Genomic DNA, 12,547 nt, shown 5'->3' on the forward strand with positions numbered 1-12,547 from the left:
AAACTAATTGAGAAAATTCTACTTCTGATGGCGATCATTTGCAGGGGGGATTACCCTGGCACAACACACTGCCAAAGAAGTCTTTCATGAGCCGGCTAGATCAGCCCCAAGATCGGCTTGATGTGCTCATTCATTTGAACAAAATCTTCATAGGACAGGTGCGGGTCATCATTAAGAACGACATAGACCCCATCCAGCAATCGCACCGCCATTCGACAGTTACCTTGCAGCCGTGAAATCACTTCGTCGGGCCCGTAACCTAGAGCACGCTGACAAAGTTCTGCATCCCAGAACTGGGCAGGATAGAGCGTATAAATATTGTTGCGTCCATCAATATTTAGATTTTTATCCTCACGCAACCCATTATAAACCGGATTCTCATCATTCAATCCACCTTGATAATAAAAACCATATAGATTGTAGACTACGTTTGCCTTATACCCCTTAAATGCCTCAGCCACCTTTGGAAAGTGCTCGTTCACAACCTCCCTGTAATCGATGACCTTGTTCGATGACTTAAATCCGAAGCGCATGTGTTCGTCATAGGAGGCTCTGTCCTCATATATATATCGAGCACCGCGATATTTATAGTCACCCACAAATCGGAGCCCTTTGATGGGAAATTTAATGCCATAGGTAGCAATCACTCCGTCTCCGCAACTCGGAGCAACTGGAAGCTCAATACCCGCCAATCCTAAAGGAGCACCAACCCTGGACATCCTTTCCATGATTTCAGCATGACGCTGATCTATGGAAACAGTTTTGTCAGGACGCGCAAAAAACCTTAACTCTATATCTGCTGAAATCATGGATTTCTTACCTTGGTAGTAACAATATCATCAAAACCATTAACTTCAATGAATTCTCTAGCTTGCAAGGCCACTTTCTCGCTTGGAAAATCATACACGACTTTATTCCCGGGATTCTGCTCTATGGAAGATTTTAAACACCTCAAAGTTTTCAAGACTGACTCTTCCGCTGAAGGACTCCAAATGGCCAACTTTGTCTTCGCATCAATTTGCATAACAGATGAGCCATCCGCCCCCGCCTCAATTCCGTCAAACTTCACAAAATTGAGGCCTTTTTCATTCGAGTTAGTGTAGCGCAAGGCCGGAACCGCGCCTTTTCCTGTCGCTAAATCAGAGAATTCACTATTGGTCCCCGCCTGAAAGTCCTGCGCCGCAGGCTTTCCTTTGGGCCCCTCTTCGACATAAGGGCACTTCGAATAACTTGCTTTTCCAAAAAACGGCGCTATGCGAATCAATGACTTGCGCTTAATTTTGGTGAAAATTGAGGTTTTTAAAGGTGGCCTTCAGCTTCAAAAGGCGTACCTTACCCTTGCCCCCCTCGCAGAAATCACCTTAAGTTCGTTTTCCGAGGCCGGTAATCTGGCACAACACACTGCCAAAAAAAGTTCATGAGTCGGCTAGATCAACCCCAAGATCGGCTTGATGTGCTCATTCATTAACGAAGGCTGGCCGCTCAACTTTTGGCATATCGTCGTAAGCTTTAAGGATCACCTCCCTAGGGCTGAGTTCAGGCTGAAATACCCCATACAACAGACTTAACCACATTGCTGCATATCCTGCTCTCCCAGCACCGATCCACTTGGATTGAAGATATCTCCTCATAACTTTACGTCCGGCAGAAAGAATTTCATTGCCCGGAATCGTCCTGGCTGCTTTATGAAGACAAAGTGCGTAGACCAGATCACGCGGGAATAAAATCTTTATATCAGAGCCCGATAACTTTTTAATTTTCTCAAATTCTATTATTGCCAAATTATATTCACCAGCAAAATAACAGTAAAGCATGTACTCGTCTATCCGCTCAGTTGACAAATCATTCTTAGAATATACATTTTTACCTTTGGCGGCAATCTCATTATGAATTCTAGCAAAATGCCAATGAGGACTATCAATTTTTGACGTGATCATCCAGGAGTAAACAGCCGCCGAAGAGTGAAGCTCCATTAAATGATAATCAATATTACCTCCAAACTCCTCCTGCTCATCAATAGCGGTTTCGATCCATAAAAGCCTGTCCGGCAACAGACCCTTAACTTCTTTATCCATTCCAATTAGACACAAACCAACTATTCGATGGAGTTGCAACAGTGAAACGTTTCCCATAGGTCTATTTTTCGAATATTTTGTTTCCGAAAGAAAAGCTAACGTTTCAGAAGCATAATGAGAACTTACAGAGTAATTAAAAATCATATTTCACCTTAACATTTTTTATTATTGCAATATGTTGCAGGAGCGGAATTCTTTACATCCCCAAAGCCGACGGTATTAGCCTTAAAATTACCCGACTCCAAATTTCTTATTGCGTCATCTTTAATTTTTGGTGAAAGATTAGAATTCTTCAAATAATCGATAGCTTATGCCAACGCAGTGTTTCTGGACTTAATATTAGCAAACGTTGAAGATTCATCAATAATTCTTTTTGCACTGCGAAATTTTGAATCCCAAAGCGTAACAGTCGCATTAGCTGTGTCAACCGAGATGATATCCGCACCATTAGTACCGTCTCCTGCTCCATATTTTACAACAACCTGATTTGGGGTTCTCGCGATATCATTGGCCAAATTCAATTCTGACTGATAGCCGACCCACCCCGACCAATACCGGTTATCGGAAAGAGGGCTGCCCATCTTGGGAGCATAATCATACCCTGCCACAGGAACAGGCAGTCGGCTGTCCATTTCCACACCTGCAACAACTATTGGCGCTGTACCTCCCGCCGCCGCCGATTTAACGGTGGAGTTTGTGTATGTGTAGAGCGAAACATTTGGCACGCTACTATACAAGTCCTCCAGCGTTTTTACACCCGGTAGCGTCAACGGAGTCGAGACAGCCTCATATGCTCCAGTAGAGATATTTTGACGGGCTAGTATCGTTCCCTCAGCGCTTATGACCTCGCCGTTCAGCATCGGGAAGACTTGATCGGTAGTCTTGAATAGCGAAGATGCGGTTGACGTAAGATACTTCGTTCCTGAGGCAACCACCCCCAGGACTTTTCCTATGACGGCGTTTTCTGCAGCAAGCTTACCTGCGTCTAATGCACTGGCAGCCGTCACTTGTTCAAAAGAATCCGCACGATAATTTGGAGGCAAACTCCACGTCGGATCCGAGGTTAAAGATACAGATGCCTTTCGCTCCTTGGTGAACAGCACCTGATATCCCTCAGCAGTTGCGCCGCTGACTGCAGCGCTACAATCAGCGCTTGGTCCACCCGAGCACGCGGCTGTGATCGCCTGGTCCCGTACGGCGGAAAGTTGCAGCAATGAGGTGCGCGTTGCGCAAGCTTGCGAGCCAGCGCCAGATGCGAGGCATTCCTCTGTCGCGATCTTCAGCATCTCCTGCTCGGATTTTTTTGTGCCCACTCCTTTGTGCTTAAGGTAGTTATTTCCGACCTCATTGGCGGCGCTTTTCGCCCCGGCCTCCCCTCCGACCATGGCGCCGACAGCAGCACCTGCTCCCAGGGTGAGTGCGTCACGTAAAGTCTCAGGGATGTCGAGTTCGTTCAGTTTTTTGGCGATGGTGTCCGTCGATAGCGCCGCCGCGCCAGCGCCCAGCGCTCCGCTAGTTCCACCGGCAAGCGCGCCCACGGCCGTATGCAGAGCGACGCGAGCAGCACCGTCCTCTTTCCAGTCTTCTCTCAGCTGTTCGCTTTCACGAAGCAGTTCTTCTTTTTTCCCTGGGTCGGTCTCCGCACGCGCGTTTCGCTCCAATTTATCGGCGTCGTCCAGCTTGCTCTGCGCGTACTCGCCGATCTCGAATGCCGCAGCTTGTGCAAAGGCTTTGGTCACCTCCATCGTCGCCTGCATCGCCTGCTTGTCGAGGTTGTTGGCGATCTTGCCGCTGCTGTCGACGCCCGTCGTCACCTCGCGGTTCAGACCCGCGACGCTGTCAGCCGCGCCCTTGCCGGCCAGCGCGCGCTGCGCGGCATCGTCGGTGATGACCACCGCACCACCGCCAATGCCGCTGCGCGTGGAACTGCTGTCGTTCTCGTTCACTGCCGCCATCGCAGGCATGCCGCCGGTGGCGCCGCCCTTGCCGCCGACATTGGTCTGGTTCTTGTCCTGGGTGCCCTTGCCTGCCACCGAGTAACCTCCCGACACGCCCATGCTGCTGCCTGCGGAAACAGCGTGGTTGGCGATGTCGCTGGTGGTCAGCGTGCCCGTGGTCAGGCTGCTGCCCTGCTTGCCCGCGCCGGTGCTGCTGATGACAGCACCCTTGAGGTCGGTGTTGCCGCCCACGGCGATCTGGAAACCGCCGTCGCCGGCCCGGATGCCGCTTTGTTCCTGCACGCTGGCGTAGTCGTTGTGGATATTGCTCTGGCTGTAACTGCCGCTCACGCTCGCCCCGAAGCCCACGGTCCCGCTGGCGGAGACGCTCTGGTTTTTGCTGTCGAACCTGGCCAGGTCCTGCAAGCTTTCCAGGTTCAGATTGCCATTGACTGTCGCGATCACCTGGTTGGCGCTGGCCACGGCGCCCTTGATGGTCGTGTCGCCGCCGCTGATGAGCTCGAGCTTGTCGCCCGCGTTGACGTGGGTGTTGAGTTGGCTGGTGCCGCTGCCGTCTTCATGCCCTTTGCTCGCACCGACGCTGGCCGTGATGCCGAACGAGGTGCCGCTCGTGCTCACGGTCGCCGCGACGCCAGCCGAGGCGCTCGTGCTCGAACTCTTGCTGTGCTGGCTTTCCGTGTCCTGCGCGGCCAGCAGATTGATGTTGTTGTCCGCTTGCAGACGGACCGACTTTGCCGCGTGCAGTTCGCTCCCGATGATGTTGATGTTGCTGTCTTGACCGCCGCCCGTGGCGGTGATGTTGATGTTATTTCCGTTTAAGACGCTGCCACTATGGGTCAGGTTTTCCGTGGTCTGGGTCTGCTTGCTCTCCAAGTGGCCGTAGGTCAGGCTGACGCTGATGCTGGGACTGGCGTCCTTGCCTGCCACGTCCTTATACGCGTTCTTGGCAGCCATCGCGGCAGTGGCTGCCGCCATGGCGGTCACGCGTCCATCCTTGGCATTGCCCGCTGCGGAGCTCATCGATTGCATGGTCTGGATCGCACCGACCACGCTGCCGCCCACTGCGGCAGTAAAGCCGGTCTGGGCCATGCGCGTCTCGTACTTGCCCTTGACGTCGTCCTGGCCCGGATCGATCAGCACGCTGCGACCGGCGAGGTTGAGGTCAGCGCCTGCCATCACGTCGCTGCCGCTGACCTTGAGCGCATTATGGGCGCTCAAGGTCAGGTCACCGCCGATTGCCCCGACCGTGCTGCGGGCCAGCCCCCCTCTGTCAAAATAGTTGTCGCCTCCAGCAATTGGAGTTCTAATCTGCCCTGGGGCGATGGATTTGACGATGACAAAATACACCAACGAGAAGAAAGAGCACGCGCTCAGCCAAATGAGTGCACCGCATAACAAGCCTGTGGCCGCAGTGGCGCAGCTAACCGGAGTGCCGGAGGCCACGCTCTACCTGTGGCGCAAGCAGGCACGCGAGCAAGGCCGCGCGGTGCCTGGCGATGGACAAAATCCTGAGCAATGGAGTTCCGCCGACAAGTTCGCAGTGGTTCTGGAAGCGGCCCCGCTGAACGAGGCAGAATTGGCGGCGTACTGCCGTCGCAAGGGATTGCTGGTGGAACAGTTGGAACGCTGGCGCACTGAAGTCCACACGGCTTTGTCGGCTGGACAGAACCGCACTGGCGCCACCGAACGCGCGACGGACAAGAAGCGCATCCGCGAGCTGGAAAGGGATTTGCGCCGCAAGGAGAAGGCATTGGCCGAGACAGCGGCACTGCTGGTGCTGTCCCGAAAGTACGAAGCGCTGTGGACCGACGGCGAGGACGCATGATTGCGTTGCCGCAGCGCCAGGAGTTGGTCGCCGATATTGAGCAAGCCTGCCAGAATGGCGCCCCTCTTGGTTTGGCTTGTGCCGAACTGGGCTTGAGTGCGCGCACCGTCGAGCGCTGGCGCCGCACAGGTGAGGTCCGAGCCGATGCGAGACCGGCTGCGGCCCGACCGGCACCGGCGCACAAGCTGAGCGAGCAGGAGCGCCAGCGCGTGCTCGACGTCTGCCACGAGGCGCGCTTCGCGGACTTGCCTCCGGCACAAATCGTGCCGCGTCCGGCCGACGAGGGAACCTATCTGGCGTCCGAGTCGTCGTTCTATCGGATACTGCGCGCGGCACAGGAGCAGCAGCATCGCGGCAGGGCCAAGGCGCCGCAGATCACCGAGCCGCAGCGCCATGTGGCCCACGGCCCCAACGAGGTGTGGAGCTGGGACGTGACCTATTTGCCCAGCCAGGTGCGCGGCATGTTCTTCTATCTGTACGCCGTCATCGACCTGTTCAGCCGCAAGCTGGTCGCCTGGGAGGTGCATGCGCGCGAGGGCGGCGACGAGGCGGCCGCGTTGATGGAGCGGGCTTGCTGGCGCGAACACCGCCCCCACAACAAGCCGCTGGTGCTGCACGCCGACAATGGCGCGGCGCAAAAGGCGCATACGCTCAAGTCCAAGCTGGAGACGCTGGGCATCACGCCTTCGCATAGCCGCCCCGGCGTCTCGGACGACAACGCCCATATCGAAGCCTGGTTCCGCACTTGCAAGTACACGCCAGGCTATCCGCCGAATGGCTTCGAGGACATCGAACGGGCGCGGCAATGGGTGCTGAAATTTGTCACGTGGTACAACGGCGAGCATTTGCATAGCGGCCTGTCGTTCGTGACGCCAGAACAGCGCCACAGCGGCGTTGCCGATGTCGTTCTGCGGCCGCGGCGGGAGGTCTACGCGCAGGCGCGGGAGCGCCATCCGTTACGCTGGAAACGGCCGCCACGCGCGTGGCAGGTGGCTGACGAGGTTTGGCTCAATCCGCCGTCCAAACTTGACCAGCGTCGCGCCGCATGACCCGCTGAGGAAAGGACAAACCGACGCATTCTAAAACAGCTTTATGCGACAACTGCCTTGACACGTACCGGTTCTGCGTTCAATTCAATTGCTTGCGTTGTCGCCAAGTTCGCTGCGACCGGTTTTATTGAGGAAGAATAAAACTACGGAGCCGCCCTGAGGTTGATTATCGCTAATTCGAGAGTCTCCGACATGAGAGCTGGACGCTGTTGAGTAGGTTTGACATAATATTTCGCAATCAGGCCATCGCCTCACCTTACCTGTGAGGCTCTACACATCATGTCGAGCATTGCCATTACCGGTCTAACTGTGCCCAGGGACATCGACACCGTCTCGCGTCCTGTTATGGCTTTGAGTGCCACATCGGTAACAAAAAATTGGGAAAATGCAAGGCATCAGCATCGCAAGGCGCAGCTGATCTACTCCGCGCGCGGCATCCTCAACTGCGAAATCGAAGACGGCGTCTGGATCGTGCCGCCGCAGTGCGCGGTCTGGATACCGGGAGACTTGCCGCACTCGGCACGGGGGGCCGGTGAAACGGAAATCTATTGTCTGTTCGTCGAACCTGACGCAGCGCCGGATCTTCCGCAAAGCTGTTGCACTATTTCAGTATCGCCATTGCTACGCGAGTTGCTGATGAAGGTGGCCGGTATTCCTGAGTTATACGCACTGGGAGGGCCGGAAGACCGGCTTGTTGCCGTATTGCTTGATGAATTGGTGGCGGCGCCGGTGGAAGACTTGCATTTGCCCATGCCGCGCGATCCGCGCTTGCGACACCTCGCAGAAATGATGCTGGCCGAACCCAAGGACAAAACTTCGAGGGCCGATTGGGCTACTCGCATTGGCATGAGCGAGCGAAGCATGAGCCGTCTTCTGTTGCACGAAATTGGAATGAGCTTCGGGCGCTGGCGTCGGCAGTTGCACGTGATTCTTGCGCTGCAATGTTTGACCAGGGGAGACAGCGTGCAAACGGTGGCGTTGGAGCTGGGATATGAAAACGCCAGCGGGTTCGTCACCATGTTCCGCAAGGCGGTGGGCAAACCTCCAGCGCGATACCTTTCGGACCGCATCAGTGGCGGGGAGCTTGCTCCCGTGCCTGGCATCATACTCCCCGATGACAACTCAATCTAGGCTGGCCAGGCGGTCCTGAGCCGGAGCGCCCACTGCCGTCTAGCGCCCGCTGTCCTAGCAGGCACGCTGGGCTGAGCGCAGCCTACCCACGTTGGCAGCCTGCCGTGTTGTGATATCAAGTCAAAATATTACGCAATACGGCCATTGTGCCGGGAATTATCGAGATTGGCCGAATCGAATAACATTCTGGCCAAATTTCACTATTACCTGACCCTGACTACATCGTTTAATATCCCATCTAAATGCAAATGAGTCTTGTTCATGTTAATCATCACTGTTGCTGGGAAGTTCCGTTGGTCAATCGATAGGCGCGCAGACGCCGCCTTCTATCATCATCTCGACGGCTGGTCCAAGGGCGCCATCTGGAACGCGCCCCGCACCGTGATGGGCTCGGCATTTGCGGCGGCAGTTCTCCTTGGTGGACAGGGCGCATTCGCCGCCGAGTCAACGCAGATACAAACCAGGGCAGAGGAGACGTCTCAACAGGAGGTGGCCTTGCCGGCCATCACCGTAACGGGGCGCATGGAGTCGGCGACCACCGAAGGTACCGGCTCCTACACCACGGCCCAGACGGCGGCGGCAACGCACCTGCCGCTGTCGCTGCGCGAGACACCGCAGTCGGTAACGGTGATCACGCGCCAGCGCATGGACGACCAGCAATTGAATTCGGTGCAGGGCGTGCTGGACAACACCACGGGCGTCTCGTCGACCCAATCTGACAGCGACCGGACGAGTTTCTATTCGCGTGGTTTCTTGATCAACAACGTACAGTACGACGGCATCCCCACCGTGGTCGGCGACATCGTCAACGGTAGCGGCATCGGTTCTCTCGATACGGCGTTCTATGATCGTGTCGAGGTCGTGCGCGGCGGCTCCGGTTTGCTGACCGGTACCGGCAATCCGTCGGCCGCCATCAACCTGGTGCGCAAACGGCCGAGCCGTGAGTTCGCGGGAGCGGCCTCACTTGGTGCCGGGAGTTGGGACACCTACCGTGGCATGGGCGACATCTCGACGCCGTTGACCGAGGACGGCCGCATCCGCGCGCGCATGGTGGGAACGTACCAGGACGGACACTCGTACATCGACGGCTACAAGCCGCAGAGGAAGGCGTTCTACGGAATCGTCGAGGCGGACCTGACACCAGGCACGACGGTGAGCCTGGGCTACGACCACCAGGACATCACGCCGAAGGGCTCCACCTGGGGAGGTCTACCTCTATGGTTCAGTGATGGCACGCAGGCGCAGTATGCACGCTCCAAGGACTACGCGCAGGACTGGAGCCATTGGAACAACAACCTCAAGACGGCGTTTGCCGGGATCGAGCACCGCTTCAACAACGGCTGGAACTTCCGGGCCGTCGCTAACCAGTACCGCACGCAATACGATGCCGAACTGCTAGGCCTGATCGGCCGCCCCGATCGCGCCACGGGATTGGGCACTTTTCCCAACGGGGCTTATCCGGTGGCACTCGCGTTCGAAGGTCGCAGCCGTCAGAACACCGTTGACCTGATGGCGAGCGGCCCTTTCGAACTGTTGGGCCGCCAGCATGACCTGGTGGTGGGGGCGACGAGTTCGCGCCGCATGGCCAACCAGGATGCCGCGCCGTTCTCTCTGGGCTTTATCCCGGTCAATGTCTATGACCTGAGTCCGGCCTATCCCCGCCCTGACTTCGATGCCATGGCGTCGATACCGACCCGCACCAGAATCAAGCAGAGTGGTATCTATAGCGCAGCCCGGTTCTCGCTGGCCGAGCCTTTGAAACTCATCGTCGGCGGCCGCTTCAGCAATGTTGAAATCGACGACGCCGCCGGAGGCACGTCGTTGAACTACAAAAAGAACGGGAAATTCACACCGTATGCCGGCGTGGTCTACGACATCGACAAGACCTATTCGGCCTACGCCAGCTACACCGGCATCTTCAATCCGCAAACCGACTATCGGGACAGCAAGGGCAACGTGCTGACGCCGTCAAACGGAAAAACCGCAGAAATCGGCCTCAAAGGCGCGTACCTGGACGGGCGCCTAAACGCCTCGGTAGCCCTTTTCGAGACCGCGTTGGACAACGCGGCACAGATGGTCGCCGGAACCACTACGCCAGCCGGCGCCCAGGCCTATCAAGGCGCGGATGGGACGAAGTCGCGCGGGATCGAACTGGACTTGCAGGGCCAGCTGGCGCGTAACTGGAACATCTACGCCGGTATCGCCCACTTCACCGCGCAAGACGGCGACGGCGCCCGTTTGAATGCGCAAATACCGCGTACCACGGCCCAGCTTTTCACCACCTGGCAGTTGCCCGGCGGGTGGCGCAAGTTGTCGCTCGGTGGCGGCGTCAAATGGCAAAGCCGCTTTTACCAGGCGCCCAACACTGGCACCAGTTCGCTGGGCGGGGAACAAGGTTCTTATGCGCTGGGATCACTGACGGGGCAATACGCCATCACGCAGAAGACCAGCCTGGCCGTCAACCTCAACAATTTGTTCGACAAGAAGTACGCGCTCCAGAAGGGCGATTTCGACACCGTCAGTTATGGCGCACCACGCAACGTGATGGTGACGCTGAACTACAGGTATTGATTTGCCCATACATCCATTGATTATCGAGAAAGTTCCCATGCCCGTTCAGACCCCCATCAGCCCCACCCAGGACCTGGCCATGCACAACCCGAACAAGGTGGCCTTGTTCTGGTTGACGACAGCGGCCGGCGCCGTGCTGTTTGTAACCTTCCAATTGTTCTTCTATGTAAACGACTTCGTGAGGGCGCATGGCGCGACACCGGCGATTACGTTCGAACCCGACATACTGTGGATGTTTTCCGCGTTCTATGGTTGCTGGATCGTCACGGTACTCGTCGCATTGATCGGAACCCGAACGGCCCTGTGGGTTGTCCTGGTCCTTGGCAGTTTGATGGTCGTCCTCAATACCATGGGGGGGATCGCCGATGGCTTGCGCGACGGCTGGCACATTGCCTTCTCGGCAGTATTCTTCATCACGTTACCCGGCGTGTTCTCCATCGCGGCCACCTGGCGTCGCATCAACAGTAAAGGCAATAATCATGTCTATCAATAGTTCCAACTTCCCCTTGGTCTGGATGAATTTTACGCAAGAACCAGGACATGATCACCAAAAGGACTTCGACGAGTTCGAGGCCAATTTGCAGCGCGGCGAGCCTTTCGTCATCTTGACCGATACCGTTCCTGCCGAAGACCATGAGCACTCGCCGGAAGAAAAGAAACGCAGCGCGCTCTGGATGAAAAAGCACAAGGTTCAATTGCGAAAGCTGGTGCTGGCAACGATCATGATCGAACCCAACGCGGCCAAACGTCTTGGTTTCAAGGCGTTTGCGGTGGTTTTTGCCAAGTTCTGGGGCTACCCTCTAGTTCTTGCTGATTCACGTGAGCAAGCAATGGAGATGGCAGGAGATCTGCTCGCAAAGGATGGAAAATCATCTCATTGATATCCAAAGCTGGCTTACGAGTTCCCGTAATCAGCGAGAATTTGACCGTGTGCCGGGGCTGCGCGTGGAAGACTGGCGCGTGTAGCGGCACCACGAGCTTGCGGCACAACGTGCGCTACCACGTAACAGGGCATTGCTGCGGGCCCGCCCGCAGCAATGCCGTAACCATGCCCCGCAGCGTCAGCTAGCGACCGATACCAGCGCCAGCGCTCGGCAGGGGCTGCCCGAGCCGTTGACGATCTTCAGCGGCGCCGCGATCACGATGGCACCGGTCGGAGGCAACTGGTCGAGATTAATCAGGCTGGCCAGGCCGAAACGGTTCGAGCCGTGCATGCCGGCGTGGCACGGAAACGGTGGCGAGAACGCAAAGGCCTGGCCGGCGTCGGTGCCCACCCCTTCTGTCCCCCAGCCGATCACGTCGCGCTCTTCGACCAGGAAGGTCACCAGGTCGGGGTGCGGTCCGGGAACGTGGCAACCGTCTTCATGCAAATTGAGGAAGTCCTTGTCCATGCTGCGTTTGCTCCAATCGGAGCGCATCAGCACCCAGGAGCCGGCCGGAATGCGTCCATGTTGCTCTTCCCAGGCCAGCACATGCTCCTTGGTCAGCAGGAAATCGTGGTTGGCCGATGCTTCACGGACGACGTCGATGACGCAGGCAGGCGCGATGAATTTCTGCGGTGAAATGGTGTCAGTCGCGTTTTCCGGCAAGTCCTTGCCCGTTACCCAGTGTATCGGGGCGTCGAAGTGGGTGCCGGTGTGCTCGCCGCAGGCGAAATTATTCCAGTACCAGGCCGGGCCACGGTCGTCGTACTTCGAAATTTCCTCCATGCGGAATGGCCAGGATTGCCCCAGTTCCAGCGGCAGCGGCAGGGTCGGCGTGCTGGCGTGCAGCGGTTGCGTCAGGTCGACCACGCGGATCGCTCCGGACGCCAGCGATTTGGCGAAATTCATCATGTCTTGTGCGCTCAATTTCATCTCCTAAGAGTTAACTTGCTCTACTTGCTCTACTTGCTCAATATACAGGCTATTGAAATGCGCCAGGCCGGGCATCGGCCTG

The 12,547-nt window shown here is 56.7% G+C and carries 10 protein-coding genes; 5 read left to right on the plus strand and 5 right to left on the minus strand.

The window, feature by feature from the left end:
- Positions 1-95 precede the first annotated feature (95 nt).
- From DUPY_RS09115 to DUPY_RS09120, 4 genes are all read right to left on the minus strand, one after another.
- On the minus strand, positions 96-809 hold the full coding sequence (locus DUPY_RS09115; protein WP_141749481.1) for a hypothetical protein: 714 nt from the start codon (positions 807-809) through the stop codon (positions 96-98).
- Positions 806-1,264: a hypothetical protein gene (locus DUPY_RS27860; protein ID WP_141749482.1), complete on the minus strand. Its 459-nt coding sequence runs from the start codon at positions 1,262-1,264 to the stop codon at positions 806-808. Before DUPY_RS27860 ends, DUPY_RS09115 begins: the two co-directional genes overlap by 4 nt.
- Positions 1,265-1,457: 193 nt before the next feature.
- Positions 1,458-2,219: a hypothetical protein gene (locus DUPY_RS27865; protein ID WP_141749483.1), complete on the minus strand. Its 762-nt coding sequence runs from the start codon at positions 2,217-2,219 to the stop codon at positions 1,458-1,460.
- Between the two features lie 164 nt (positions 2,220-2,383).
- Positions 2,384-5,251 (minus strand): hemagglutinin repeat-containing protein, encoded by a 2,868-nt coding sequence (locus DUPY_RS09120; RefSeq protein WP_070247521.1) that lies wholly within the window; start codon positions 5,249-5,251, stop codon positions 2,384-2,386.
- A 115-nt stretch (positions 5,252-5,366) separates the two neighbouring features.
- Here DUPY_RS09120 and DUPY_RS09130 point away from each other — a divergent pair.
- The 5 genes from DUPY_RS09130 (at position 5,367) to DUPY_RS09150 (ending at position 11,490) form a co-directional block, all read left to right on the plus strand.
- Positions 5,367-6,907, plus strand: a protein-coding gene (locus DUPY_RS09130; protein ID WP_371851767.1) for an IS3 family transposase whose coding sequence is annotated in 2 segments (ribosomal slippage) — positions 5,367-5,823 and positions 5,823-6,907 — 1,542 coding nt in all. Because the reading frame shifts where the segments join, the coding sequence is not laid out codon by codon here.
- A gap of 279 nt (positions 6,908-7,186) precedes the next feature.
- Positions 7,187-8,038, plus strand: coding sequence for an AraC family transcriptional regulator (locus DUPY_RS09135; RefSeq protein WP_070247523.1), 852 nt, complete (start codon positions 7,187-7,189; stop codon positions 8,036-8,038).
- Between the two features lie 261 nt (positions 8,039-8,299).
- Positions 8,300-10,609: a TonB-dependent siderophore receptor gene (locus DUPY_RS09140; RefSeq protein ID WP_070247620.1), complete on the plus strand. Its 2,310-nt coding sequence runs from the start codon at positions 8,300-8,302 to the stop codon at positions 10,607-10,609.
- Between the two features lie 37 nt (positions 10,610-10,646).
- Positions 10,647-11,102, plus strand: a complete 456-nt coding sequence (locus DUPY_RS09145; protein ID WP_070247621.1) for a hypothetical protein — start codon at positions 10,647-10,649, stop codon at positions 11,100-11,102.
- Positions 11,089-11,490 (plus strand): hypothetical protein, encoded by a 402-nt coding sequence (locus DUPY_RS09150; RefSeq protein ID WP_070247524.1) that lies wholly within the window; start codon positions 11,089-11,091, stop codon positions 11,488-11,490. Before DUPY_RS09145 ends, DUPY_RS09150 begins: the two co-directional genes overlap by 14 nt.
- Positions 11,491-11,670: 180 nt before the next feature.
- Here DUPY_RS09150 and DUPY_RS09155 read toward each other — a convergent pair whose 3' ends face one another.
- Entirely contained in the window at positions 11,671-12,465 is a 795-nt protein-coding gene (locus DUPY_RS09155) for a cyclase family protein (protein ID WP_371851768.1), read from the minus strand.
- Between the last annotated feature and the right edge of the window lie 82 nt (positions 12,466-12,547).

This window comes from Duganella phyllosphaerae, assembly GCF_001758785.1.
Classification (GTDB): Bacteria; Pseudomonadota; Gammaproteobacteria; order Burkholderiales; family Burkholderiaceae_D; genus Rugamonas; species Rugamonas phyllosphaerae.